Raw genomic sequence first — 25,298 nt, forward strand, 5'->3', positions numbered from 1 at the left:
CGAGTCCCTGATATCACGTCCCGCCGCCGGGGGCGAGAGCGACATCAATGGGTCGGTCAATGGAGCGGTCGGCGAACTCCAGGTAGGCGGCGCGGCTAAAGCCCAGTGAACCGGCCACCAGCAGGGTGGGGAAGGACTCACGCATGGAGTTGTAGAGCATGGCCGAGTCGTTGAAGTGCTGGCGGGCAAAAGCCACGCGGTTCTCCGTGGAGGCGAGCTCCTCCATGAGCCGGCCGGTCTGCTCCGCGGCCTTGAGTTCCGGGTACGCCTCCACCACACCGATAAGCCGCGAGAGCGCGGCTGTGAGGGCGGACTCGGCAAGTCCCACGGCGCCGGCGCCTTCCGCATCGGCGTGGTCGGGCCAGCCGGCCAGCAGCCTGGAGGCGTCCGCGCGGGCCTGCGCCACTTCCTGCAGCAGCTCCCGCTCGTGGGTCAGGTAGCCCTGCACGGCGGCCACCAGGTTGGGAATCAGATCATGCCGGCGCACGAGCTGCACGTCGATCTGGGAGAAGGCGTTCTCCAGCCGCTGACGCAGCGCCACGAGCCGGTTGTAGGCGAGCACGGCGTACACGGCCAGCGCGGTGAGCGTTGCCGCGACAAGCGTCAGGGCGAGTGTGGGACCGTCCATGAGATGCATTTCTCCGCAGACTGATGGCCGGGTCTACCAGCCTCCGCCTCCGCCTCCGCCGCCACCACCGCCCGAGGAACCGCCGCCGCCCGAACCGGAGGTGGAGGAGGATGTGGCCACGGCGCTGGTAAAGGCGCTGGCAAAGGAGCCGGCAAATGCGCCTGCGCCGAAGCCGTGCATGCCCGAAGTTCCGTGGTACCAGGCCGGAGAGTAGCCCGAGGACTGCTGGCCCATGCGCTCCAGCTGGCCCTCGAATCGCTCGGACCACTCGTTCTCCACGTCCAGGGCGATGGCGTAGGGCAGGTTCTGCTCGAACACCTCAGGCGTCACGTCCGGCGGGTTCATGACGTTCAGGCGGTCCTTTTCCGTGGTCTCCAGGAAGAGCTTGTAGCCCTCGATCTCGTCCATGATGGCCTGCCCCTCCATGGTGGGGGCCTTGAGCAGGAAGTAGAACATGGCGTTGAGCAGGAAGAGGACAATAATGCCTGCGGCTGCCGGGTAGGAGGTGGCGTTGGCGTAGGCGAAGAGGCCGAACAGCTCGCCGGCCACAAAGGGAATGGCGAAGACGCTCATGAACAGGCCCGCGCCGTAGCTGCCGGAGCGGAAGCTCTTGAACACGGAGAGCACCAGGAAGGTGACGCCCGTGGTCCAGCCCGCCAGCCAGATGGAGAGGAACCCGGCCACAGGGGGCTGCCGGCCTGTGAGCGCGAGGAGGCCCAGCGTGGCCAGGGTGATGAGGATGCCGGGGATGAGCCACTTCTTGTTGGTAAGAAAATGGATTTTCTCGTGCTCCAGCTGCAGGAAGGCGGAGAGCCGCTTGTTGGCCCTGCGGATCTGGGTGCGGTTGGTCGGGGATATGCGGATCTCGTTCGAGCCGGCGAAGAGGGCGTCGGCCGCCAGCTTCTCGCCCTTGGAGAGGTTGCACTCGTTGGCCAGCCGGCCGGTCCGCGTCAGGGTGAAGATGCTGCGGCCGAAAATCTTCTCCTCCTGGGTGATCTCCACGTAGCCCTTTACAGCCAGGTTCACCATGGCCGCGGCGAAAGCCTTGTTGTCGTATCCCATGCGCATGATGGTCCGCGCGGCGGCCGGGGAGACGCCGCGGGGCGGATGGAAGCGCGGGAAGGGGGTGCCCTTTTCCGGGTCGCGGCCCACCTTGGTCCAGGCGATGTAGTAGTAGAGAAGCAGCGCGGCGATAGCCAGGATGATGACCACCGAGGGCAGGTTGGCGCGCAGCGTCTGCAGGGTCTTCTGTGTGCCGCTGGGCTCCACCACAATGCCCTTTGGCCAGGACACGGCGATGGTCAGGCCGTTGCCCGGAGGCAGTGGGGCCGTGGTCTCGAACTTCGGATCGCCGTTGTCGTCAAAGCCGGAGAGGAAGTCCTTGCCCTTGGCGCCCACGGGCCCGGTGTAGCCGGCCATCTGGAGCACCGAGGCGCCCTTGGGCAGCTTCACCACGCAGGAGGCGTGCAGGATGGTGAACTTCCAGAAGTTGCCGGTCACGTTCCAGTAGAGCTCGTCATATTTCTCAAAATAGCCGATCTGCCCGGTGGAGCGGTAGGTGAGGGTGAAGGTGTGCTCGCCCGGATCGAGGAAGACGCTTTTCTGGCCGATGTAGACGCGCACGCCGTTGTTCCTGGACTCGGTGTGCCACTGCTCGGGCTTGCCGTCGCGCCTGACCGAGAGGACTTCGAAGCCGCGCACCTCACGTCCGCCCAGGGGGCCGCGGTACTCGGTGGGGAAGTCGCGGTAGATGCCGCGCTTGATGTCCTTGCCCTGGGCCATGGCTGTGATGGTTTCCGTGACCACGATGGATGCGTCGGTCTGCACCTGCACCACGCTGTGGTAGTCGAGGATGCGCTCGGTCTTCTGGGCAAAGGCCGGCGTTGCGATCCAGCATGCGGCAAGGACAAGGGCGAGGCAGAGGCAGGCGAGCGCCGCGGATGCTCGGCGCGGGGCATAGCCGGAACGACGGGTCATGGATACGCTCCTCACGGTTCGGGGCTGCGGTTCGGCGATGCGGTTCGGGGTACGATACGAGGGCGGCGCCTCAGAACTCGACCTTGGGCACCGCGCGGTCCGACTCGGCCTCCAGCTCGAAGAACTCCGCCTTGGAGAAGCCGAAGCTGTTGGCTACGAGGTTGCTGGGGAAGGACTCCACCGCAATGTTCAGGTTGCGCACGGTGCCGTTGTAGTAGCGCCGGGCGAGCTGGATGTCGTTCTCCACCTGGGAGAGCTGGGCCTGCAGGTCGAGGAAGTTCTGATTGGCCTTGAGGTCGGGATAGTTCTCGGCCACGGCAAAGAGCCTGCCCAGGGCCTGGCCCAGCAGCCCTTCGGCTTTGGCTCGCTCGGCCATGTCACCCTGCTCGCCGGCGCGCTGGGCCTCGGCGCGGTAGCGCGTCACCTGCTCCAGAACGCCGCGTTCGTGCTCCATATAGCCCTTCACGGTGTTCACCAGGTTGGGAATGAGGTCCGTGCGTTTTTTGAGCTGCACGTCGATGCCGCTGAACGCCTCGTCCACGAGGTTGCGCTTGCGGACAAGGCCGTTGAACACGGCGATGACGTACAAGACAAGGGCTGCGAGGACGGCAAGCACGATAAGGATCAGGATCATGGGGCCGGGTCCTTGTTGCTGGTGATGAAGGTGGAGAGTCTGCCCGGTACGTACCCCGAGCAGGAAAAAAACTCAAGGATGCAGGCGCTTGCCAGCCGTGAGTGGCAGACGGATGACAAATGTGGCGCCGTGGCCGGGGCTGGATTCCACGTAAAGCTCGCCGCCGTGGTTCTGCACGATGATGAAGTAGGAAACCGAGAGGCCGAGGCCCGTGCCTTCGCCCACGTCCTTGGTGGTGAAGAATGGCTCGAAGATGCGCTGGCTGGTGGTTCGGTCCATGCCCGGTCCGTTGTCCGCCACCTCGATGCGCACGGCGTCGTCCTCCAGCTTTGTGCGCAGGGTGATGCGCGGCGTTTTGAAACTGGTGCTCACCTCGGAGAAGAGCGCCTGGGCCGCGTTTTTGAAGAGGTTGAGGAGAACCTGCTCAATCTCGGAGGGGGAGCAGGGCGCCTCGCCCACGCGTTCGTCGTAAGAGCGTTCGATGGTGATGGAGTTGAAGCTGCGGCGTTTTTTGAGGTCGTAGTCGCTGGAGGCCAGGGACAGGGCTTTTTCGATGAGCTCGTGCACGGAGGCGAGCTCGCGCACGGCCTGTGGCGTGCGGCTGAACTCCAGCATGTTCCGCACAATCCTGGAGGCGCGATCGCCGGACTCGCGGATGCTCTCGATGAAGCCGAGGATGCCGCGATCTTCCAGGTAACAGGCCAAGGCCTCGCGATCCAGGTTGCACACCTCGGCCGCGCGGAGGTTCGCCGGCAGGTCGTCCACCAGCCTGCGGCGCACGTTCTGCACGCCCTGGATGATGCCGCCCAGCGGGTTGTTTATCTCGTGGGCCATGCCGGCGGCCAGACCACCCACGGAAAGCATCTTCTCGGACTGGGCCAGCATCTCCTGCATGCGGATGCGCTGGGTTACCTCGTCCACGCGCACCACGGCGCCTTCCACATCCGAGATAAGCAACGGGTAGACGAGCATCTCGTAGAAATGCTGCTCGTCTCCGGTGTGCTCTTCGATGGCGCTTCTTGAGGTGGACTCGTGATTTTGCAGGGCGCTTTCCACCAGATCGGCGTTTTCCCGCAACAGGCTCCACTGTGTGGTGAAGTGCTGGCCCAGGGCGTTGTCGCGGTTCTTGCCGGTCAGGCGCTCCGCCGCGGCGTTCCATTGGGTGATCATGCCGCGGCGGTCCACGGAGAAGATGACCGAGGGCATGGAGTCGATCATCGAGCGCACATAGTTCCTTGCGCGGCGCATCTCCTCCTCTGCGGTTTTGGCCTCGGTCACGTCGGCCACGAGCACGGCGAGCACGTCCACCTCGGGTCGATAGGCTGTGACATGGAAGAAGCGGCCGAGCTCCGGAGAGTAGTCGCCGAAACGCGCCGGCATTTCGCAGGAGGCCAGGCGGCGGTAAAGCCGGAGCCAGTACGGTGACAAGGTGTCCGCCACCTCGGACAGCCGTTTTCCCGTATCCCGCGCCGGGGACAGCGCCGTCTGCTGGGCAAAGGCCGGGTTTATCTCCAGAATGCGAAAGTCCGTGCCGGAGCCGGTCAGCGGGCCAGGCATGTCCGATGCAACCGGAACCAGCTCGAACATGGCGAAGCCGTCCTGCATGGACTCGAAGAGCATGCGGTAGCGCTTCTCGCCCTTTTCCAGGGCGCGGACGGCGGTCATGCGCTCGTCCATCTCATTACGTAGATCGCGCTCGTAGTCCTGCATGCGCGACATGAACAGGTTGAAGTAGTGGGCCAGCTGCCCGGCCTCGTCCCCGGACTTGCGATGGATGCGCACGGAGAGATCGCCGCGGCTGCCCGAGGCCACGGCCTGCATGATCTCGCGCAGCGGCCTGGTGATGGAGCCTGAAATGGCCGCCGTGACCAGCAGCATCACCGCCAGGAACGGCACCGCGCCCAGGAGCAGTATGGTGCGGAGGTTGGCGAGGGGGGCCTGATACTCCTCCAGGTAGGCAGTGGCGGCCACGTGCCAGTTCAGAAGAGGCAGGGTGCGGTAGAACATGATCTTCTGACGGGCTTCTTCCTCGCCGGGGTTCTTCCACATGTAGCGGAAGGAGCCGGATGCGTTTTCCGTGATCTTTTCGATTACGGACATGTTGCTGCTGGAGGTGAGCGCGGAGAACTCGGAGGCCGAGATTTTCGGATGGATGAGCAGGGTGGCCTTGTCGTCCAGCAGCAGCGCATAGCCGCTTGCGCCGAAGCGCAGGGCAAGTATGTCCTCGCGGAAGTCCTGGGCCGAGATGAGTGAGGCGAACTCTTCGCGGTAGGTGGAGACGGATATGATCCAGTCCCAGGGCTCGAAGTACGTCATGTACAGCGCCTTGGCGCGGGGGACCGTTTCTCCGGGGTTGCGCCACATGTACTCCACATAGCCCATGCGGCGCATCATCTGGTCGCGGATGAAGGCGAAATGCGAGAAGTTCTCGCCGGAAACGGCTGACTTGGGATGGAATAGCACCTCGCCTTTCGAGTCGATGACGTAGAGGTAGCCGGTCTTGCCGATACGTTGGGACGAGAATATCTCGGCGACGCGCTCTTTCGCTTCCTTCAGAGTCATCGCGCCGCTGGCGGCCTGGACCTGAAAATGCGCCGCGATCTCCCTGTTTTTCTCGGCTATGCCGCGCAACCGGTTCTTGATGGACATTTTGAGCGAGGTGTCCACCATGTTGGCCAGCAGGGTGACGGAGTTCTCAAGCTCGGCCACTGCCTGGCGCTGCACCATATCCTCCATCAGCGGGAAGGTGAGCCGCCAGCCAACGACCGCGCCAAGGACGATGAGCGCTCCTGCGCCCAGGAAGAACTTGGTGCGGATGCGGAGATTTGAGTAGACGTGCTTGAAACTGGAGAAAAAACTGTCGTGGCGTCGGGACGCGCGGCTCGGGGGCGAGGGCTGCTCGGATGGGGTCATGTGGCTATTTTCCCGTATGGGAAAGCATCATGGAAGGAGCCGTGCTCCCTGTCAAGCAAAGCTATAGGCTCGGGCGGGCCCACACAGGACGCGCCCAAGCTCAAACCGCAGAACCATGCGCCCGACGGCAGCGGCGCGATCCACCTACAGACCCAGGGCGCGGCGGGATATCGGCACGTACACGGCGGCGCGGTCGCGCATGGTGCCGGCCCGGGCCGCGGCCTCCTCCCCGTATCCGGTGAACAGATCCAGGTGGTTGCCGTCCATGGTGCCGGTGTCCTGGGCTGTGATCATGCCGTGCAGCACCACCGGTTCCAGGCCGGGCGCTTCGGGCAGGCGCGCCACCAGCGCCATGGGCAGGCCGCTGGGGATGAAGGAGCGGTCCGAGGCCACGCTGACGTACGGCGTGAGCTTCGCACCCATGGAGCCGATCGGTCCGTCGTCGGCCAGGCGGAAGAAGATGTACTTGGGGTTCTGAGCCAGCCACCCGCGCACGCGCTCCGGATGCGCGGCGAACAGTTCGCGGATCTTCTGCATGCTCATCTCGTCCTTGCTGGCCCAGCCTTCGTTCACCAGCACTCTGCCCACGCTGGCGTAGGGCTGCTTGTTGGTGCCGGCGTAGAGCACGTTGCGGAAGCTGCCGTCCGGCAGGACCATGCGGCCGGAGCCCTGGACGTGGAGGAAGAAGACGTCCGTGGGGTTGTCGCACCAGGCAATCTCCAGGCCGCGGCCGGCCAGGGCGCCGCCGTGGTCGATCTGGTCGCGGGAGGGCATGGGCGCGCCTTGTGCCGCCTCGGGCGGCAGCGCATACAAAGGATACGGGTAATCGGGACGCGGTGTGAGCGAGCAGCGCAGCAGCGGCTCGTAGTAGCCGGTGAGCAGTGTGCCGGGCTGGATGCGGAACCAGGCGAAGCGCGCGGCAAGGATGTCCGGATTGGCGTCGGCATAGGGCAGCGTAGCGATGAGGTCCTGCAGCGTGAGGGCGAGCTGGCCCCAGGTGAGCCGCAGCCACGGCCGTGAGAAGCACGTTTCCGTGGGCGGCTTTCTGAGCGCGTACTTCAGGCTGGCCTCGTAGGCCGGAATGTAGTCCCGCCACGCGGCGAATCCCTGCTGCGCCGGAGTCACGGAGCGGACCAGCTCCAGGGCGCGGGAGTCGGAGACGAGGCCGGGCGGCTCATCGGGCAGGCGGTAACCGAAGAGAGCGCATCCGGAAGAGGACAGGGAGACAACGGCCAGGATCACGGCGAAGAGGCGCATGCAGGTTTTCATACAAAGGCCTTTTACAGGAGAATGCCGACAATAGCACCAGTCATGGCCGTGGCCAGCATGCCGGCGTAGATGGAGCGGAAGCCCAGGGCCACGATCTCGCTGCGGCGCTCCGGCGCGAGGGAGCCCATGCCGCCGATCATGATGCCGAGGCTGCCCAGGTTGGCGAAGCCGCACATGGCGTAGGTCATGATGATGCGGCTGCGCTCGCTCAGGGCTGCGGGATCGAGGCCGGCCATGTTCATGTAGGCCACGAACTCGTTGAGGATGACCTTGGTGCCCAGCAGGCTGCCGGCTGTGTGGCACTCTTTCCATGGCAGGCCCATGAGCCAGGCCACCGGAGCCAGCAGCCAGCCGGTGATGCGCTGCAGGGTGAGGGGCGCATCCCCCACGGCGGGCAGCCAGTCCAGGAGCTGGTTCACCAGGCTCACCAGGGCTATGAGCACGATGAGCAGGGCGACGACATGCAGAAGAAGCTGCAATCCGTCCAGGGCGCCGCGGGCGATGGCGTCCATGGAGCCGGCCGCCTTGGGCAGCTCGATGTCGCCCTGGGTGGCGTCCCTTGTTTCCGGAACCATGAGCCGCGCCATGAGCACGGAGGCCGGCGCGCTGATGATGGAGGCCACGATGAGATGGCCCAGGGAGCCGGGAATGATCGGGCCGAGGATGGAGGCGTAGAGCACGATCATGGTGCCGGCGATGGTGGCCATGCCCGAGACCATCAGGGCGAAGAGTTCGCTGTGGGTCATGGCCTGCACATAGGGCCGCACCATGAGCGGAGCTTCGATCATGCCGATGAAGATGTTGGCCGCCACGCCCACGCCCAGCGCTCCGCCCAGGCCCAGACTCCGGCGCAGGACAAAGGAGAAGCCGCGCACGATTGCCGGCAGGATGCGCCAGTGGAAGAGCAGCGCGGACAGGGCGCTCATGAACAGGATGATGGGCAGGCCGCGGAAGGCCAGGGCGTAGGCCGAGCCGGGAGGGCCGGTGACGTCGAAAGGCAGGACGCCGCCGCCCAGGTAGCCGAAGACAAAGGTCGTGCCGGCCCTGGTGGCTTTCTCGATCATCAGCACCACACTGTTGAGCTGCAGCAGGAGATCGCGGAACATGGTGATCTTGAGCAGCAGGGCGGCCAGGAGGAACTGCAGGCCCAGGCCTGCGGCGATGACCCGGAAGTCTATGACGCGGCGGTTTTCGCTGACCAGCCAGGCGAGAAACATGAATGCGAGGATGCCGAGGGCGGCTTGCACGGTTCGTCTCCAGGGGTGAATGGTTCTCCAGTCGCCGCGCGCTGTTCCCTGCATTCGCCGCGGACGATCTCCGTCTTACCCGGCTCTCCAGCGGCGGGCAACGCTTGTCCTTTGTCCAACGGTCTTGGCAAGGGAGATAAGGCGCGATATCGTGCAGGCGAATTGCCAACGAACCAGCGGTGGACACCTGATGACACGACCTCGCAATCGATACCTGCCCTGCATTCTTACAGCCGCCGTCGTTCTGGGAGCCTTGTGGACAACCAGCCACGCATGGGCGCAGACAGCCGGTACGCCTCCCGTGCAGTCGTTCACGGGGGAGCTGGTGCTCGGCATGTCGGCCGCTTTCACCGGGACGAGCCGGGGGCTGGGGATCGAGCTGTATCGCGGCTCCCATGCCTATTTTCAGTACATCAACGACCATGGCGGCGTGAACGGCCGGCGCATTGTGCTGCGCACCCTGGACGACGGCTACAACCCCGACCCGGCCGTGGAGAACACCATCCGCTTTCTGGACGACGACTCGGTCATCGCGCTCTACAGCTACGTGGGCACGCCCACGGTGGCGCGGGTGCTGCCGTTGCTGGTGTTGAAGCGCCGCCAGCCACGCTCCCTCTTTTTCCCCTTCACCGGCGGGCAGCCGCTGCGGGAGGAACCGTACGATACGTACGTGTTCAACCTGCGCGCCTCATATCTCGAAGAAACCGACGGCCTCGTGTCCAAGTTCCTGGACATCGGCCGGTCCCGCATCGCCGTGTTCTACCAGGCGGACGCCTACGGCCGCAGCGGTTGGGACGGCGTGCGCCGGGCACTGCGTGAACGCGGCCTGGATATCGCGGGCGAAGCCAGTTACCACCGCGGCGCCACCTTTGACGAGTCCATGGCCGCGCAGGCCGTAATCATCAAGGACGCCAAGCCCGACGCCATTATCTCCGTGGGATCGTACGAGGCATGCGCCGCCTTTATCCGGGATGCGCGTGCCGCCGGCCTGGACGTGCCCATCGCCAACCTTTCCTTTGTGGGCAGCGAGAACATGCTTGAGCTGGTGATGCAGGCTGGCGGCGAGCTCACACGCGACCTCATCAACAGCCAGGTGGTGCCCTGCTACGAAGATCTCAGCCTGCCGGCCGTGCGCGAGTACCGCGAGCTGATGGACGAGTACGCGCCCTCGGCTCCCAAGGGCTTCGATGTCCTGGGATACGAGTCGCCCCGGTACAGCTTCGTGAGCTTCGAGGGCTTCCTCAACGCCAAGGTCATGGTGCACATCCTCCAGCGCCTGGGGCCGGACTCCCACTCCGGAAGCATCCGCCGCGCCGCCGAGACGCTGAACCGCCTGGACATCGGCATCGACGAGCTCGTGCGTTTTTCCAGGGACGACCACCAGGGGCTGAAAGACGTGTATTACACCACGGTGGCGGACGGGAAGTTCGTGCCGCTGAAGGACTGGAGCCAATGGCGACAATAAGCAGGATGACCGCGGCATTGCTGGCAGCGGCATGCGTGATGTTCTGCGCCGCCGGCGCGTTTGCCGCGGATCGGGCAAAAGCCGGAGCGGGCGCGGCAGTACAGACGGACGAGCCCACTCTGGAGGCCATGCTCGGCCAGATGGTCATGGTGGGATTCCGCGGCCTGATGGCCGATCCCGAGAGCGCCATAGGCCAGGACATCCGGGCCGGACGCGTGGGCGGAGTCATTCTTTTTGACTACGACGTGGCCCTGAAAAGCCGGACGCGGAACATTGACAACCCGGCCCAGGTCCTTGCCCTCACACGGGGGCTCCAGGCCATGACGCCGGATACCCTGCTGGTGGCCGTGGACCAGGAGGGCGGCAGGGTGATGCGGCTCAAGCCGCGGTACGGCTTCCCGGACTCTCCTTCCGCAGAGCTTCTGGGCGAGGCCGGCGATCCGGAGGCAACGCGCGGCGTGGCCAGCGCCATGGGCCAGACCCTGGCCACCGCAGGCTTCAACCTGGATTTCGCACCGGTGGTGGACGTGAACGTGAACCCGGCGAACCCGGTCATCGGCGGTCTGGGGCGGTCCTTTTCCGGCGATCCCGAGGTGGTCGCGCAGCAGGCCGGGGCGTTTGTCCAGGGGCTGCACGAGCACGGCGTCCTCTCCTGCCTCAAGCACTTTCCCGGCCACGGCAGCTCCACCGGGGACACCCACGTGGGGCTGACGGACGTGACGCGCACCTGGACCGAGGCCGAGCTCATACCGTACAGGCGGCTCATCGCGGCCGGGCTGGCGGACATGATCATGACCGCGCACATCGTTAATCGGAAGCTGGACGCCAGGCTGCCGGCATCGCTGTCGGAAAAGGTCATTACGGGCCTGTTGCGCGGCGAGCTCGGCTTTGACGGCGTGGTGGTCTCGGACGATTTGCAGATGGGGGCCATAGCCAAGGAGTACTCTCCGGAAAAGGCGGCCGCGTTGGCCATACACGCCGGGGCGGATATCGTGCTCTTCGGCAACAACCTCAATTATGATCCGGGCGTGGCCCGGCGTGTGGTTGCGCATCTGGTCAAGGAGGTCCGCGCCGGCCGCATCGATGCGCAGCGCATCCGCCGGTCGTACAAGCGCATCCGTAGGCTGAAGGACTCCATCGCCCGCTGACGCGATTTTTGTCGAAAGAAACCAGAGGGGAGACAGAGGCGGAGGCCGGCTCGTTTCCATCGTTCGTCCCCTTCGGACTGCCCAGGCCGGCAAGGATTGTCCGTCTTTCTTGCCACCCGAGGCCGGGCTTGTTACTCTGCATTAGGATTTGCTTATAGTCTGCAGGACGTGCATTGGAGGAGCCAATGGAGGCACAGTCCGGTCGCAGCATCTTCATTCTTGATTCCGATCCCCACCGGGGAGCGAGGATTGCCCGTCTGTTTCAGGATGGCGGCGTCGCCGCCGTGCATGAGACGTCGCCGTCTGCGGCTTTCAAGGCCATGGCCGCACATCCGCCGGCGATGCTCGTGGCCCGGCTCGGCCTGGTGTCGGGCAATGATTTCGCATTCCTGCGCGCGCTCCGGAACAACGGAGCCCTTGCCGGGCTGCCGGTTCTCGTGGCGGCAAACGACGAGGCCAAATCCACGGCGGCGTTGCAGGCGGGAGCCACGCAGTTCATTGCCGAGTCCGACCCCATTGCCGTGTACGAGACGGCGTGCAAGGCGCTGCCGGGCGAGGTCTGCGCCGGAACGCCCCCGACGCCCAGGCCGGACACGCTGCATGAGCTGTATGCCCGCGGCTGCCGGCGGCTCAAGCAGGAGCGTTACGCCGAGGCGGTTTCGGACTTCAAGCAGATCATCAAGGTCAAGCCCAACGCGCCGGAGCTGCTGGTCAGCCTTGCCGTGGCATTGCGCCATCTGGGCAAGGCGCAGGCGGCCGTGCAGTATCTGCAGCGTGCTTCGGTGCTGTTCGCCCTTGCCGGTAAGGACGCCAAGGCCAAGGACATCCACGACCAGCTCGCGCAGAACGATCCCACCACGGACAATCCGTTCCTCCTGCTGGCCGGACAGTGGCTGGAGGAGGGCCGGCCCATCCAGGCCATGAAGCTCTACGAGCGGGCCGCCGGCCTGTGGCCCAGGAATATAGATCTCAAACGCTCCTTGCTGGCGGTGTACGAGGAGCTGACCGAGACCGACCTCAAGTACGCCTCCCTGGCAGAGGTGCTCACGCTGGAGATCAACGAGCTTCTGGGCGGACCTTCGGCCAGCGAGACAGAGGAGTGGCTCCCGGACGAGGAGGAGGCCCTGGGTGAGGGGGCCATGCAGTTTGTCGATGAGACGGACGTGCGGAAAGGTGTGGAGGAGCGCCGCCGTGCGCCGCGGGTGCCGCTTGTGTCGCACAGCCTGCGTTACAGCAAGACCAGGGACGCGCTGCCCGCCGTGGACATCAGCCTGACGGGCATCGGCTTCAAGCCGTTGGACGAGAAATTTGAAGAAGGGCAGCTCATCCACTTCGATCTCGCCTCCATGGGCGAGGTCGAGATCAAGAAGCTGGCGGCAAAGGTCATGCGGGTGACGCCGCACATTGTGGGCGCACAGTTCGAGGAGCTGAGCCCGAAGCAGCGCGCCCGTCTGGAAAAGCTCTGCGAAGGATAACCCGGCCAGACAAACAGCCGGAAAGAGATGCTCCGACACGCTGTACCGGTGACCGCCGGCAGGTAGCCCGGTTCAGCCGGGCCAGAGTCCTCGTAAGTCCGGAGGGTTCGCGCCATACATCCGGGGCCCGCGGTGCGGGCCCGCGTGAGACGCCAGCTATAACCCCGGCATGATACTCACCAGGAGCAGCGTGGCCATGCTGTTTCCATCATTGCGGCAGACGTACTGCATCTTGGGGTGTGCATGGAAGGCGTCCCCGACGGACAGGGCGTGCTCCTCGCCGCTGGTGCCCAGGGCGATGTCGCCATCCACCACGTAGCCCAGCATCTCGCCGTCGCGCGGGAAGCCATTGTTGAACGTGGAGCCTGCGGGAATCTTGAGCACGTAGGCGTCCAGCGTCCTGCGCGATCCGGACGGAATGATCCGGGCCGCTTCGATGTCTGGGTCGTGCTTGATGCAGACCATCTCGCGATCGCCCGCATGGACCACCATGCAGCTGTCCGACTCCTCGGAGATCAAGGTGGAGATCCTGGTGTCCAGGGCTTTGGCGATATTACGGAGAGTCGCCAGCGAAGGCGTGACTTTGCCGTTCTCGATCTTCGAGAGCATGCTCTCGGAACATTGCGCAGAATTGGACAGGTCGCTCAAACGGAGTCCCTGTTGCTTGCGGACCTGACGAATCCTGCCACCGATGAGACGTAGATCGTTTTCCAACGCGACACCTCTCGGATGGGTAATGAAGACTGATTTTGGATATACGTCATATATAAGCGGGAAAACTTCCGAAGGCAAGTGAAATAGGTATGGCCGGCGCGGGGTTGCGATTGTTGGTGCATTATTGCCCATTGCCGCGGCGTGTTCTTTTCCCCTTTGCCGCGACGTGGTGTTCCTGCTATAGAGACGCACGTGTGGGTGCTGTTGGGGCGCCTGGCCCTGCCAAGGGGGCAATGCCCGAAAGGGGAAACGCCGGTGCAGATAGAGACGACTCAGAAAAACGGCGTCATCGTCGTCCGGATGAAAGCGCGGGAGCTGGCCTACTCCGTATGCGAGGAGTTCCAGCTCGCCATGGAGGAGCTGCTCGCCTCCGGCCATTCCACACTGCTCATCGATTTCAGCACGATCGAGTTCATGGACTCCTCCGGCATCGGCACGCTTATCTCCCTGCGCAACAAGGCCCACGAAAAAGGCGGCGAGGTGGCTCTCGCCCGCATCGCGGCCTCGGTCCAGAAGGTGCTGCGCATCACCCAGCTCGACAAGATATTCCCTGTCTACGACGAGCTGGAGCACGGCGTCCGGGAGCTTGCCGCGCGCTGATCCTTTCCCCTCGACCCATTTTCGAATCCTCCGCATGACTTTCGAGCTCTTCGTCGCCCTGCGCTACCTCCTTACCCGGCGCAAACAGGCATTCATCTCCATCATCTCGCTCATTTCCGTGGCCGGCGTGGCCCTGGGCGTGGCCACACTCATCGTGGTCTTCGGCATCATGAACGGCCTGAACGCCGACCTCAAGATGCGCATCCTGGGCGTCAGCCCGCACATCATGGTGCTCTCCATGCGCCAGACCATCAACGACTACGAGGATGTGGTGAAACGGCTGAAGGCCATGGACGGCGTGACCGCGGCCGTGCCGTTCATCTACTCGGAGGTGATGATCTCCGGCCTGGACGGCGTGAAGGGCGCCGTGCTCCGCGGCGTGCGGCCGGAAAGCCTGGCCCAGGTGCTCTCCCTGGACAAGGGAGCGGAGGGCGCCGGAGCCGAGGAAACGCGCGACGCCTTTGCCAAGCTCAAGGGCAACGGCCTGCCGGGCATCATGGTGGGTTGGGAGCTGGCCAAGACGCTGGGGGCCAAGCCGGGACAGCGGCTCTACCTGCTGGGTCAGTGGAGCGGCGGCACCGGCGTGGATACCGGCAGCTTCCGGCCGTCGGTGCGCATCTTCGAGCTGGAAGGCACCTTCCGCACAGGACTTTACGACTACGACTCCTCGGTGGCCTACATCGATCTGGAGCAGGCGGCGCGGCTTCTGGGCTATCCGCCGGACCGTGTCACCGGCATCGAGGTGCGCGTGAGCGATGTGTATAACGCGGACCGGATGGCCAGGCGCATCAATGATATGCTCGGGCCGTCCTTTTACACGCGCGACTGGATGGACATGAACATGAACCTTTTCGGCACGTTGAAGCTGGAAAAGGCGGGCATGCTCCTGGTGCTTCTGCTCATCGTGCTGCTCGCCGCGTTCTCCATCATCACCACGCTTGTGCTGCTGGTCATGGAAAAGAGCCGGGACATCGCCGTGCTCATGGCGCTGGGCGCGCGGCGCAACTCCATCGGCCGGATTTTCATGTATCAGGGCGCGCTCATAGGCTTCATCGGAACAACCGTGGGCCTGGCCGCGGGCGTCACTCTGGCGCTTTTGCTCAAACGTTACCAGTTCGTCCACCTGCCAGAGGGCGTGTACACGTCGGACACCATTCCCGTGCTGCTGGGCTGGGTGGACATGACCGTTGTGGCCGTGGCGCCCCTCGTGTTCTGCTTCATGGCCACGCTCTATCCGGCGCGCAAGGCGGCGGGCATGGACCCCAGCGAAATGCTGCGCGGAAGATGATTCCGGCGTATGCTGGAATTGCCGCAGTGCTCTTTTGACCAACATACGTACATACAATGCATGGAATTGCAGGGAGGTGGGATATGGTGCGATTCATTGACGCACGTATAGTTTCCGCCCGGGCCGGAACTGCCGGGCATTGGTGCATGTTGCTGCTGGCGGGTCTGATGGCGTGCATGCTCTGCGCGGCGCGGCCGGCCATGGCCCAGAACGCCACCGCCGGCGTGGACGACAACACATATGTCCACTTCTTCGTGGTGCCGGCTACGGCCCCGGAAGGCCACGCCTTCCACGAGGAGATTATCGCCCTGAAGAAGATGCTCATCGACAGGGCTGGAGGCTTCACCCAGCTCGGACCATCTCACGGCGGCCATTTGCGGCCCAACGGCAACATCGAACGGCAGGACAACATCAGCTTTGTCGTCGCATCCACCGAGGACATGCGCCAGGAGCTGGTGGACTTTATCCGCAAGCATTTCAATGAGGATCAGCCCTTTGTGCTGGTGACGCGCGGGTGGTGCAGCCTGTACTGACGGATGCGGCGCGATCTGCGCTGCAATAGCCGGAGGCGTGGCTTGCCTGGCAGCCGCCGGTGGTGGGCGATGCCGGCTCAGCCGTGAAAACGGCCCACCAGGAAGAGGCGCTTTGCCTCCGGGCAGTTGGCCATGCCGTACTCCATGGCCTTGAACAACGGGTGGTTCAGCCCGGCGCACCAATGGCGTACGGCCTCGGTTTCCTCGCTCCCGCCGGGATGGGCCGTGTAGGCCATAATGCTGATGACGCCGCCCGGAGCCAGCAGGGACAGGGCTGCGTCTAGCGCTACGGTGGTGGTTGCCGGCTGCGTGACCACGCTTTTGTCCGCGCCTGGCAGGTAGCCCAGGTTGAACATCACCGCGGCCGCCGTCACATCGTCCGGCAACAGCTCGGCCATACGCTCGTGCCCGGCGTGCAGCAACGTCACCCGATCTCCTACGCCTGCTTCGCCGCAGCAATTCTGCGTGGCCTTTATGGCGCGCTCCTGCACGTCGAATCCGTACACCCGGCCGCGGGGGCCCACGGCCTGCGCCAGGAAGAGCGTGTCGTGGCCGTTGCCCACGGTGGCGTCCACGGCGCAGAGACCATCTCCGCGAGCTTCGGCCAGATCGCGCAGCACCCGGCCCACGGCGTCGTGCGCCAGCCGGAGTACGTCGAAGTATCGTTCCATCGTCGTGTCTGTTGATTTGCTGTTATAGTACAGGGTTATGGTAGAAAGGCGCAGCCGTCATGACGGCCGCCGCAGACAGCACCACGGCCGGAGCACCGCGCAGTCGTAGCCCTGCGTGCCGGCGTGCGCCGCAATGATATCCAGAATGCCGGCCACGTCCAGGGGCGCGGCCTCGTCCTCCATGTCCATGGCCCACACCCGGCCGCGGGCAAGCAGCGCCACCGGGTGCACGCCGCCCAGCATCTCAGTCTCGGCGGGCTTGCGATAGGTCGTCTCCACCACGAGATGGCCCAGATTGTCCACGAGCCGCGTGGTCAGCTCGTCCGGGTAAGGCTCGTCCCACTCCGCAGGCGTCTCGGCGTCGGCAACCGGAGTCAGTCGCAGCGAGGGCGCGTCTCCAGGCCGTTCGGGATTAGCCGGCGTCCACTGCACGTCGCAGCCCAGCGCAACCTCCGCCATGGCTTCGTCCGTGTAGCCGCTCCCGCTGTCATACTCCACGGTCCAGCCGCCGCGCGCCTGGAGCGAGTACCCACCGTCCGCATCCTGCCCGGCGGCAAGGGAGAACGCGCCCGGCAGCGGTTTGGCGATGGAGAGCGGCTCCGTGAAGTTCGTTGCCGCGAACTGCGCCTCATACTCGATGACGTCGCGCTGACCGGCGGCCACATGCGATCCCATTCGCGTATATTGCGGTGGAATGTAGATGGTCTGCACGCCCTGGGATACGGTATCGCAGGTATCCTCACCTGCAATTGCGTCCACGCATCCGCAGTGCTCGCGAAATGTGCCAGATCGGGACCATAGCTGATCGCAGGTTGTGTGGGCCATGTACCATTGTGTGTAGGCCGGGCCCGTGCCGAACTGCAGCTCCGGAAACCAGGGGCAGGAGTACATCGCCACATGGTCGCCGGGTTCCGAGGAAAAGTCGTCCAGGATGTTGCGGCATGGAACCGGACCGGTGCAGGCGCAGTACGATCCCCACTCCAGGCCGGTAACTGCCGTGTACCACGGCGGCATCCTGTAACGGCATGTCTCGCGTGTTTCCGTGTATCCTTCTGAAACCATGACGCATTTCTCGTGCAATTCGTGCGGATCGTGCACGGCGTACGCGAAGAGCGCTGCCGGGTCGGGATCGTCCCGCGTGGCCGGCGGTACAAGCACGGCGGCAAAGCCGGCCATGGTTTTGGCCAGGGCCAGGCGCGATCCGTCCGGCAGCAGCACGTTTTCCTGGTGCGTGGGCGCAACGAGCTCGTGGCCTACGGCCATGCGGTTGGTGTACTCGGGCAGGGCCGGACAGTGGGCGCCGTCGCTCTGGGCAATGAGCTTGCGCCAACGGGTGGCCGTGAAGCAGTCGGCTATTTCCAGATTGGCGGCTTCCGGGTCCGCGATCTCTTCCACGCTGCCGTCATCCCACACACGGACGTAGACCTTCTCGTAGCAGGCGCTGTACGCCGGCGCGCAGTACGCCGCGATGTAGGTGTCCATGGCCGGGTCGTCATCGATGTGCTGTCCGCGGGAAATGTGCGTGGACCAGCCCGAGGGAATCCAACCATAGTCCTCGTCCATAAGGCCGCCGGCAATGGCCAGGTCTCCGTACAGACAGGAGAACTTCTCCACAAGAAAGCACAGCACCGTGGAGCGTCGCGCCTGGCACGGCCGCACGCCGTCGGCAAAGCCCACCACCACGCGCTCCAGCGTGTGGTTCACCCGCAGCATCAGCACAATGTCTTCCGGCAAAAATGCGGTGGAGCCGCCGGCCACGCTGCCATCCGGAGTACAGCGGTAGTGCACGGGCACGGCCGGCACGCGGTCCGCGCCGTCCACATGGATGTCCGCGCGGTCCATCTCCATATCCACGGCCAGCACCTGGCCTGTCTCCAGGCACAGGCCCAGCAGCCGGGACAGGTCTTCGCTCTGAAACTCCAGGGCGTACTCCCCGCGCGCGCCCATGAGCGTGTGGTCCAGAATGCGCACCGGCAGGATGATGCCCGCGGACGGCGGCGGGGTCTCCGCAGTCTCCGCCCGGCAACGCACCGTCCTGTCGCAGGCGCGGCACGATGCGCCCGTATCCAGCACGCAGACCCATTCGCCCACGACGTAGGCCGTGTTGTCCGTGGCGCGGCAGGGGACGTCCACCCCCTGGCAGCGCACGGTGTAGGACACCTCGGATTGGCCCGCCACGCCGTGCACGGCGGTGATGGAACCGCCGGTGAGGCAGCAGGTGCGGAACCACGCGGCTGCGGCCGGGGTGTCCAGCACGCCGCGGCCGTCCACGGTCCGCCACATGGACATGGCCAGCTCGCCCGGAGCAATGGCCAGCCGGCTGATGGCGAAGATCGTGTCCTCCGGCGCTTTGGGCGTCTCGTTGATGCCACCGGATAGGGTATCGTGGGCGTAAACCTCGTAGCCCAGGCGGCGCGGCGGCGCGGCGCCGTCCGGCGATCCGGCCAGGTAGGTGCGCTCCCACTGGCAATGGTCCGGGTGGGACACCCGCGCCTCCAGATGGTCGAGGATCAGCTCGTCCGCATCGTAGTGGGCGTTGTTCTGCGTGGTGTCCGCGGCTGTGCCACCGGGAGCCAGGGCCGCGCGGCGGATTGTCAGCCTGCCTTCGTGCCGGCAGAGCATCGACTGCCCCCGCGGCATGAGCTTCACCTCCATGCGCCTTGCTGCGGCGCAGGCGTGCACGGGCTCCAGCGGCAGGGAGAGTGTGCTGCCGGAGCGGGTGATCTTTGTGCGCGTGGCGTACGCCTCCTGCGCTTCCAGCTCCAGGCCGTTGTCTCCGCACGGGCAGATGGTCACGCGGATGACGGGCATGGCTACGCCGCCTCCATGCGCTGCAGTGCTTTCCACGCGTTGGGCGAGAGCCAGAGCACCTCGGTGCGGCGGCGGGCGCCGTCGGCCCATGCAGCGCGGGTCACCTGCTTCCAGCCGGCGTAGAGCCGTTCGTACAGGTCCGATGGATAGGAGGAGAGCACCACCATGCCGCGCGTCTCGTGCAGGGAGTCGGCCAGGGCCTCGTGCGTGGCGTCGTCCATCTCATGCGTGTAGGAGCGCTTCGGCGCTGCGCCGTGCCGCGTCTCATGCGGGTAGGGCGGGTCCACGTAGAAGAGCGTCTCCTCGGAGTCCTGGGCGCGTATCACATCCTCTGCCGGCCGCTGATCCACAACCACGCCCTGCAGCCGGTCGGTGTAGAGCAGAATGTTGTCCGGGTAGGATATCCACTCCCCGGCGTAGCCGAGACGCCGCGTGCGCGAGGAAGCGCGGAAGCTGGTGCGGAAAGCCGGGTTGCAGGATGCAGGACCGAAGCCCATGAGTGAACGAATGATCAATCGGCGTGCGCGTTCCACAACATCGTCCGTAGGCTCGTAGGCGGCCAGAAACTCCGCGCGGGCAAAGGGTGTGAGCCGCAGGACGCGCTCCAGTTCCCGCGCTGTCACGGGATCTCGCAGCACGGCGAAAAGATTGACCACCTCATCATCCAGGTCGTTGATCAGCTCGAAGGCGGACCGCGCCTTGCGCAACAGCACGGAGCCTGCCCCGCCGAACGGCTCCACGTAGCGGGAGTGGTTGGGGAAATGCTGGATGACCCAGGACGCGAGACGCCACTTGCCGCCGTGGTAGTTGAGCACGGGGCGGCCGGGAACCGGGTGTTCGGGAGTAGTCATATGGTGAATCGCTCGTTGTCGAGGGTGTCTTCGTCAGTCGCCATGTAGCCGGGTTTGGCGGCGCGTACGGAGTGGCTGCCGGGACGGACGGCCTCGAAGGTGGCCTCGCCCTCGGAATTGGTGCGGCGGTGTGCCCCGTCCAGCCAGACATCCGCCCCGGACACGCCGGAGCCGCTGCAGTAGTTCACCACGCGCACAGTCAGGTCCGTGGTCTGGTCCTTGTCCGCCCAGTCCTCGTGGGACCAGTCGCCGGAGATGATCTCGTCCCAGATGCCGGACAGGGGCAGGCCCGGGTCCAGCAGCAGGGAGTCCTGCGCGTCGCCCAGCGTGGCGACAATGGCCACGGGGCACGGCGCTTCCACCTGCCAGCGGTCAAAGCAGGTCACGTACTGCACCTCCAGCACGCCCACTGTCGGGCTCTCCAGCCAGACGCGAGCGCCGCCGCGACCGGGGAAGATCACGGCCGGACCACTGGAGCCCAGCCAGCGGTGGCGGAGCTGTCCGCCCAGAGGGTAGGAAAGGCGTTGCATGCGTTCATTCTTGAACACGAGCAGCTCGCGGACGCGAAGCACGGCCTGTGCGGCTGTTTTTCTGGCAGGACGGCGGCTGGTGCGCACCGTGTACTCCGGGGACGAGGCGTACACCCGGAACACGCCAGTCGGCGCGTCCTCCTCCGGTTCCAGTGCGAGCAAGGCCCCCTGCGCATTCTGCGGGTCCAGGAACTCGATAAGTGTGTCGCGGGTTGGATCAGCCATGGATGCGCACCTCCAGCGGGGCCGAGCCCCGCGAGCCGAGGGAGCTCAGCAGTACCGGCCCCTGGCCCGTATTTGCGAGCACAGCGCGCTCGCCAGGGGAGAAGGACGCGCCCTGCGATGCGCGGGCGATGGTCTCCCGGCCCGCGGAGCGGACGCGGTAGCCGCCCTGTGGCAAAGGCTCCACGACCTCGGCCGTTGCGAGTGCGCCAGTGGCGCCGGTAGTGATTCGTGTCAGTCGGTCCATTGTATGAGCTCCAGGTTGTGTACGAGTTTGGGGCCGCGGGCGTGCAGATGGGTCGCGCGGACCAGGCAGGGACCAGCGATGCCGGCCTGTCCGTCGTCGAGCAGCAGGGAGGAACCAGGGGCGATGGCGCTCCGGTACGGCATAGCCGTCTCCAAGCTCCGCAGTGGGCGGCTGTTCCAGGCCAGATGGGACCGGGCGCGGTACACCGCGCCGGCGCGATCCGTGAGCAGGGGGGCCTCGATGGCCTCATCCTCCCGGCGTACGCTGCCTGGCCCGTGGATGACGTTGACGCCGGCAGCATCGGCCGCGGAGGCGGCCACCAGAAAGACGAGGGCGGAGACGTCGTGGTCCGAGAGCAGGAAGCGCTGCACGCGCACGGCGTAGTCGATGACGGCGATGCCGCTACGGCCGGGATCGCAAAGGAGTTCCTGCCGACCCGGGCTGAGCCGGACCGCGCCGCCATGTGCGCCGATCCACTGCACGCGGCCGAGCACGGCCGGGGCCGCGTTCAGCTCGGCGCGACCCATGACGAATGGCGTGAGCGCCTGCCGCCGCCAGAGGAGAAAATCGCCAAGCGGGGTGACCGTGCCGCTGGAGCTCCAGGTCCAGGCTGTGTCCGACCGTCCACCGGGCCAGTGGGCCAGCACAGTGGCCGGCGCGCCGCGCAGATGACCGGACAGGTCCTCGGGCGGAGGCTCCACCTCCAGCCGCGGCAGGAATATCTCTCCGGAAAAGCCGTACACCGTCACGGCGTTGCAGCCAGTGCCCTGCTCGTGGGCTTCTGTCGCGGAGAGCAACGGCTCTGCGGTGCAGTCCTGCGCGGGTTGCCGGCCAATCCCGGTGGCTGATGCATCCACAGCGGCGAATGCCTGTCGGGCGGAGTCCCAGCGCAGGAACGCGCCAACAGCCATGGTCAGCTCCAGCAGGCTGTTCATGGGCGGGCCGGAGCCGATCCACGATTCCGGCAAACGCCAATCGTGGGTGTCCCAAAAAATAGACAGCCCGCAGGATTCGGCCAGGATTTGCGCGGCCTCCGAGGCGAGGACACCGCCTTCCACCGTGACCGTGTCGGCGTACGGCGATTCCGCCAGGACAGAGGGCGACCTGCCGCCGAGACGCACAGTCCGGCCGTCCCGTCCACGCGTCTCCAGCAGGAAGTGGTGCGCCTTGCCGTCGATGCACAGCGTGAGCCGTGGCGTGGCTGCCGAGTCCAGAGGTGCGGCGTTGTCCAGAATCTCGTCGATGGAGCGTTTGCCGCGTCCGCACTGCAGGGAGAACTCGTCGTGCGGCGAGTCCAGGGACTGGCGCAGATCGCACTCCAACACTGCGGAGGTGATCTCGTCCGCGTCGATGAAGACGCGGAGCTGGTGGGCGATGCGATGCGTGGGCGGATCGGCCAGATCCAGCGCCACGCGGCAGGCGGTTCCGGACGCCCCGGCCAGCCGCGATGCATGGCGCACCGGAAAGGCCCGGCCCGTGCCGGTCAGGGCGGATTCGTGGCGGGCGATGGTCCTTGTGCCTGCCGCGTCAAGGAGGGCGGAGTGGGACAGGTGCACGCCGCGTCCCAGCCGCGCCGGAGCCACGTGGCGGAGCTGCATACCCAGCACCAACGGGGACGGCGGAGCAGCCATGTTCGTTCCCAGGCCAAGCGAAGACGCGCGGACGGCGGCGCTGCCCAGGCCGCCGGCTTGGCGGGAAGGGCAGTTCAGTCCAAGAACCGAGCAATGGTTCAGCCCGTGCCTGGCGTTGCCCATGCCCAGGGCGGCCACACGGTGCGAGCGGTCCGGCCCGATGGTCAGCACACTGCGCTGCACGGATGCGGACGCCGTGGATTCATGGAAGACGTCGGTCACCTCGGCCTCGCTCAGGGCGCGGTCCCAGATGCGCAGGCGGGCGAGCTTGCCATGGAAACGGTAGTTGCCCTCGCGCTCGGCAAGCTCGTGATAGCCGGTGCCTGTGTCCAGGATTATGGACTTCTCGACAACCTTCTCGCCGTCGATCCAGGCGCGTTTCACCCCGCCGTCGTATTGAAAACAGACAAAGCGCCAGGCCCCGGCGTAATTGAAGGGGATGGTGTCGTTCTCTTCGCCATATCCGTAGTTGAGAATCTCCACCGTCCCCGGCCCCAGGGAGATGTCGAACCAGCGGGCCGACTGCCTGATCCCGGCGTTGTAGATGGTCTCGAACGCGGCGGCGGGCAGCTCTGTTTCCCGGTAAAACCACAGCGCAACTGTGCGCGGGGCCGCGCCCGTGACAACGGCGTTCTGGGGAAGGTCCACCGAGGCCGAACCATCGAAGACAAAGGCGCTCCCCAGGGGATGGCCGTCCTGCTCCACCTCTACGTCGCCGACAATGGACGCGTGCTCGGCGCGGTCGGATGTGTCCAGAATATTGGACCCGTCCAGGCCGCCGAGAAGCTCCAGGATGAGTCCGTCTCGGGAAATGGGCACGTGTTACCTGCACTCGCTGGAAAAGGTTCAAGAAAGCGGCGCGCTCGGCGCCGCCTGTTCATCCGGTCCGATGCCGGCGGACATTAGTCCACCCAGTAGCCCCAGGTAAGGAGGTTGTAGGGCTCCTCCTCCGTGCCGGGGGGCACGACCTCCTTGAACCAGAGCGGCAGCGCCGCCGGGTGGGTGGTGAAGGTGATGGTGTCGCCGGAGGCCCAGACGCCGGACCACGCCGCAGCGCGGATGGTGAAGTACGGGGATGCGGTGACCGGGTTGAGCGGGGCGAAGTCCTCGGCCACGGAGCCCACGCCCACGGCGCCGATGCGCGCGCCGGATACGATGAAGGCGGTGGCCGAGGTGAAGGCCAGGGACCAGTCCTCCTCCTCGCAGCCCAGTGCTGTCAGCTCGATGGGGTGGGCAACGTCGTCGAACTCGCCGCTCTGCGTGCCGAAGTCCGAAAAGCTGTCGATGGAGGGTTCCAGGTCGCCGCCTTCCACAACACCGGCGCAGTAAGTGCTGGCGGCGTCGTGAGCTTCGGCCACCTGCTCGGCCAGGGTCAGGGTAGCCACGTTGCCGGCGTAGGCAAAGCAGTTCTCGCGGTAGGTAATGCGGATGTCCAGGCCCTGGTCCGGGGCCGTGGTCCAGGCGATGGGCTCTGTCCAGGAGCCGTCGGCCATGTTCAGCGAGCCGGCCGCGCAGTACCCGGCGCAGCTGCCGTCCGGCTGGATGGTCACCATGCGCTCCACACCGCCGCAGACGGCCGTGACCACGGGCAGCTTGTCCTGCTGGCCGCACACGCCGCTGGCGGCAAAGGACAGGGCGGCCAGGGGCGGGGCGTTCTCCACGCCGTCGCCGGAGCCGATGGTCTCGCCTTCATGGAGATTCTCGGCCAGGCGCAGCCACTCCTCGCCGCCGTCGTCGTCCGTGAGCACAAGGCCGCCGCCGAGCCAGACGCCCTTGGGAAACGCAATGTCATCCTCACGAGGGATGGTGTTCCAGATGTCCGCAGCGTCGTCGTACTGCACGGAATCGCCGGGTTTAACACCCTGGGCCGCGCTCTGGCCGGTCTTGTAGGTGGAGGCAATATGGACGAGGCCGCCGTTGAGGAAGACCGCGTCCGAGGACTCCATGAGCACGTCGAGGGAAAGCTCGCCCCCGGAAAGGCTGGCGTTGAGCCTGCCCACGCCCAGCCAGTCGGGCTGGGAGAGCTCCAGGTCGGCCTGGACGTTGCGCATGGTGCCGCGGGCCAGGAGGAAGTGGTCGCCCCCACGAGAGGGCGCCTCCAGATAGGCCAGCACGTCGGCGGCCACCTCGTTGTCCGGGTGGGCGTTGGCCAGGAACAGCTTGCGCAGGATGACGTCGCCGGCGTCGCGCTGGCTCCTGGTGACGCGTGGGAAGAGGCCGTGCTTGGCTGTGGAGACCGGCGTACGGCTCATGCGGCCGCCGTTGCCGGGCAGATTGGTCACGGCCTCGGGGTGGTAACGCTGGAAATCAGAAGCGGCAAAGCTCATCGGGACCCTCCGGTGGTCTGTCGTGGATGGTGCTGCGGCGTGATGCCGTATGCGAACCACGATAGGCGAGGGCCGGCGGCCGGGTCAGGGAGGAAGGAATTCCTCCCAAACAGGGAA

At 65.7% G+C, this 25,298-nt stretch carries 20 protein-coding genes; 6 read left to right on the forward strand and 14 right to left on the reverse strand.

Annotation, left to right across the window (positions count from 1 at the left end; genetic code table 11):
- Positions 1-13 precede the first annotated feature (13 nt).
- The 6 genes from E8L03_RS20020 to E8L03_RS20045 form a co-directional block, all read right to left on the reverse strand.
- The gene (locus E8L03_RS20020) at positions 14-628 is read right to left on the reverse strand and encodes a LemA family protein (protein WP_171268312.1); all 615 of its coding nucleotides are present in this window, start codon (positions 626-628) and stop codon (positions 14-16) included.
- Positions 629-661: 33 nt separating this feature from the next.
- Positions 662-2,605 carry a DUF2207 domain-containing protein gene (locus E8L03_RS20025; RefSeq protein ID WP_144306731.1) on the reverse strand — a complete coding sequence of 648 codons (1,944 nt, stop codon included), beginning with the start codon at positions 2,603-2,605 and terminating at the stop codon, positions 662-664.
- 70 nt (positions 2,606-2,675) lie between these two features.
- Complete coding sequence (locus tag E8L03_RS20030) at positions 2,676-3,239, reverse strand: LemA family protein (RefSeq protein ID WP_208738275.1); 564 nt, start codon at positions 3,237-3,239, stop codon at positions 2,676-2,678.
- A gap of 72 nt (positions 3,240-3,311) precedes the next feature.
- A complete protein-coding gene (locus E8L03_RS20035; RefSeq protein WP_171268313.1) occupies positions 3,312-6,152 on the reverse strand; it encodes a cache domain-containing protein in 2,841 nt (946 codons plus the stop codon).
- A gap of 144 nt (positions 6,153-6,296) precedes the next feature.
- Positions 6,297-7,409: an MltA domain-containing protein gene (locus tag E8L03_RS20040; RefSeq protein ID WP_171268314.1), complete on the reverse strand. Its 1,113-nt coding sequence runs from the start codon at positions 7,407-7,409 to the stop codon at positions 6,297-6,299.
- Between the two features lie 23 nt (positions 7,410-7,432).
- Positions 7,433-8,668 (reverse strand): NupC/NupG family nucleoside CNT transporter, encoded by a 1,236-nt coding sequence (locus tag E8L03_RS20045; protein ID WP_244963592.1) that lies wholly within the window; start codon positions 8,666-8,668, stop codon positions 7,433-7,435.
- A 190-nt stretch (positions 8,669-8,858) separates the two neighbouring features.
- On the opposite strand from E8L03_RS20045, the gene E8L03_RS20050 reads away from it, so the two are divergent.
- The 3 genes from E8L03_RS20050 to E8L03_RS20060 all read left to right on the forward strand — a co-directional run bounded on the left by E8L03_RS20050 (position 8,859) and on the right by E8L03_RS20060 (position 12,756).
- Entirely contained in the window at positions 8,859-10,133 is a 1,275-nt protein-coding gene (locus tag E8L03_RS20050) for an ABC transporter substrate-binding protein (protein WP_171268316.1), read from the forward strand.
- A complete protein-coding gene (gene nagZ / locus E8L03_RS20055; RefSeq protein ID WP_244963594.1) occupies positions 10,121-11,281 on the forward strand; it encodes a beta-N-acetylhexosaminidase in 1,161 nt (386 codons plus the stop codon). The genes E8L03_RS20050 and nagZ overlap by 13 nt, the downstream gene beginning before the upstream one ends.
- A 185-nt stretch (positions 11,282-11,466) precedes the next feature.
- A complete protein-coding gene (locus tag E8L03_RS20060) occupies positions 11,467-12,756 on the forward strand; it encodes a PilZ domain-containing protein (protein WP_171268317.1) in 1,290 nt (429 codons plus the stop codon).
- 156 nt (positions 12,757-12,912) lie between these two features.
- Here the strand turns inward: E8L03_RS20060 and E8L03_RS20065 are convergent, their stop codons facing one another.
- Positions 12,913-13,602 (reverse strand): helix-turn-helix domain-containing protein, encoded by a 690-nt coding sequence (locus E8L03_RS20065; RefSeq protein ID WP_244963742.1) that lies wholly within the window; start codon positions 13,600-13,602, stop codon positions 12,913-12,915.
- A 123-nt stretch (positions 13,603-13,725) separates the two neighbouring features.
- Between E8L03_RS20065 and E8L03_RS20070 the strand changes: the two genes are divergently transcribed.
- The 3 genes from E8L03_RS20070 (at position 13,726) to E8L03_RS20080 (ending at position 15,891) form a co-directional block, all read left to right on the forward strand.
- A complete protein-coding gene (locus E8L03_RS20070) occupies positions 13,726-14,070 on the forward strand; it encodes an STAS domain-containing protein (RefSeq protein WP_171268319.1) in 345 nt (114 codons plus the stop codon).
- A gap of 34 nt (positions 14,071-14,104) precedes the next feature.
- A complete protein-coding gene (locus tag E8L03_RS20075; protein WP_144306723.1) occupies positions 14,105-15,358 on the forward strand; it encodes an FtsX-like permease family protein in 1,254 nt (417 codons plus the stop codon).
- An 83-nt stretch (positions 15,359-15,441) separates the two neighbouring features.
- Positions 15,442-15,891, forward strand: a complete 450-nt coding sequence (locus E8L03_RS20080; protein ID WP_171268320.1) for a hypothetical protein — start codon at positions 15,442-15,444, stop codon at positions 15,889-15,891.
- 77 nt (positions 15,892-15,968) lie between these two features.
- On the opposite strand, the gene mnmM is transcribed toward E8L03_RS20080, so the two are convergent.
- From mnmM to E8L03_RS20115, 7 genes are all read right to left on the reverse strand, one after another.
- The gene (gene mnmM / locus E8L03_RS20085; RefSeq protein WP_171268321.1) at positions 15,969-16,562 is read right to left on the reverse strand and encodes a tRNA 5-(aminomethyl)-2-thiouridylate-methyltransferase MnmM; all 594 of its coding nucleotides are present in this window, start codon (positions 16,560-16,562) and stop codon (positions 15,969-15,971) included.
- A 57-nt stretch (positions 16,563-16,619) separates the two neighbouring features.
- The gene (locus E8L03_RS20090) at positions 16,620-19,373 is read right to left on the reverse strand and encodes a hypothetical protein (RefSeq protein ID WP_171268322.1); all 2,754 of its coding nucleotides are present in this window, start codon (positions 19,371-19,373) and stop codon (positions 16,620-16,622) included.
- A gap of 2 nt (positions 19,374-19,375) precedes the next feature.
- Entirely contained in the window at positions 19,376-20,224 is an 849-nt protein-coding gene (locus E8L03_RS20095; protein ID WP_171268323.1) for a DNA adenine methylase, read from the reverse strand.
- Positions 20,221-20,979, reverse strand: a complete 759-nt coding sequence (locus E8L03_RS20100) for a carboxypeptidase-like regulatory domain-containing protein (RefSeq protein ID WP_171268324.1) — start codon at positions 20,977-20,979, stop codon at positions 20,221-20,223. Before E8L03_RS20100 ends, E8L03_RS20095 begins: the two co-directional genes overlap by 4 nt.
- Positions 20,972-21,223, reverse strand: a complete 252-nt coding sequence (locus tag E8L03_RS20105; protein ID WP_171268325.1) for a hypothetical protein — start codon at positions 21,221-21,223, stop codon at positions 20,972-20,974. The genes E8L03_RS20100 and E8L03_RS20105 overlap by 8 nt, the downstream gene beginning before the upstream one ends.
- Positions 21,211-23,673 carry a LamG domain-containing protein gene (locus tag E8L03_RS20110; protein ID WP_171268326.1) on the reverse strand — a complete coding sequence of 821 codons (2,463 nt, stop codon included), beginning with the start codon at positions 23,671-23,673 and terminating at the stop codon, positions 21,211-21,213. Before E8L03_RS20110 ends, E8L03_RS20105 begins: the two co-directional genes overlap by 13 nt.
- An 83-nt stretch (positions 23,674-23,756) precedes the next feature.
- Positions 23,757-25,181: a hypothetical protein gene (locus E8L03_RS20115; RefSeq protein ID WP_171268327.1), complete on the reverse strand. Its 1,425-nt coding sequence runs from the start codon at positions 25,179-25,181 to the stop codon at positions 23,757-23,759.
- Positions 25,182-25,298 lie beyond the last annotated feature (117 nt).

The sequence above is a fragment of the Oceanidesulfovibrio marinus genome, from assembly GCF_013085545.1.
Lineage (GTDB): Bacteria > Desulfobacterota > Desulfovibrionia > Desulfovibrionales > Desulfovibrionaceae > Oceanidesulfovibrio > Oceanidesulfovibrio marinus.

Coding starts and splice junctions, on each gene's coding strand:
- E8L03_RS20025 (WP_144306731.1), bottom strand. CDS start 2,605: ATGACCCGTCGTTCCGGCTATGCCCCGCGCCGAGCATCCGCGGCGCTC.
- mnmM (WP_171268321.1), bottom strand. CDS start 16,562: ATGGAACGATACTTCGACGTACTCCGGCTGGCGCACGACGCCGTGGGC.
- E8L03_RS20040 (WP_171268314.1), bottom strand. CDS start 7,409: ATGCGCCTCTTCGCCGTGATCCTGGCCGTTGTCTCCCTGTCCTCTTCC.
- E8L03_RS20065 (WP_244963742.1), bottom strand. CDS start 13,602: ATGGGCAATAATGCACCAACAATCGCAACCCCGCGCCGGCCATACCTA.
- E8L03_RS20090 (WP_171268322.1), bottom strand. CDS start 19,373: ATGCCCGTCATCCGCGTGACCATCTGCCCGTGCGGAGACAACGGCCTG.
- E8L03_RS20100 (WP_171268324.1), bottom strand. CDS start 20,979: ATGGCTGATCCAACCCGCGACACACTTATCGAGTTCCTGGACCCGCAG.
- E8L03_RS20095 (WP_171268323.1), bottom strand. CDS start 20,224: ATGACTACTCCCGAACACCCGGTTCCCGGCCGCCCCGTGCTCAACTAC.
- E8L03_RS20030 (WP_208738275.1), bottom strand. CDS start 3,239: ATGATCCTGATCCTTATCGTGCTTGCCGTCCTCGCAGCCCTTGTCTTG.
- nagZ (WP_244963594.1), top strand. CDS start 10,121: ATGGCGACAATAAGCAGGATGACCGCGGCATTGCTGGCAGCGGCATGC.
- E8L03_RS20105 (WP_171268325.1), bottom strand. CDS start 21,223: ATGGACCGACTGACACGAATCACTACCGGCGCCACTGGCGCACTCGCA.
- E8L03_RS20060 (WP_171268317.1), top strand. CDS start 11,467: ATGGAGGCACAGTCCGGTCGCAGCATCTTCATTCTTGATTCCGATCCC.
- E8L03_RS20050 (WP_171268316.1), top strand. CDS start 8,859: ATGACACGACCTCGCAATCGATACCTGCCCTGCATTCTTACAGCCGCC.
- E8L03_RS20080 (WP_171268320.1), top strand. CDS start 15,442: ATGGTGCGATTCATTGACGCACGTATAGTTTCCGCCCGGGCCGGAACT.
- E8L03_RS20035 (WP_171268313.1), bottom strand. CDS start 6,152: ATGACCCCATCCGAGCAGCCCTCGCCCCCGAGCCGCGCGTCCCGACGC.
- E8L03_RS20075 (WP_144306723.1), top strand. CDS start 14,105: ATGACTTTCGAGCTCTTCGTCGCCCTGCGCTACCTCCTTACCCGGCGC.
- E8L03_RS20115 (WP_171268327.1), bottom strand. CDS start 25,181: ATGAGCTTTGCCGCTTCTGATTTCCAGCGTTACCACCCCGAGGCCGTG.
- E8L03_RS20020 (WP_171268312.1), bottom strand. CDS start 628: ATGGACGGTCCCACACTCGCCCTGACGCTTGTCGCGGCAACGCTCACC.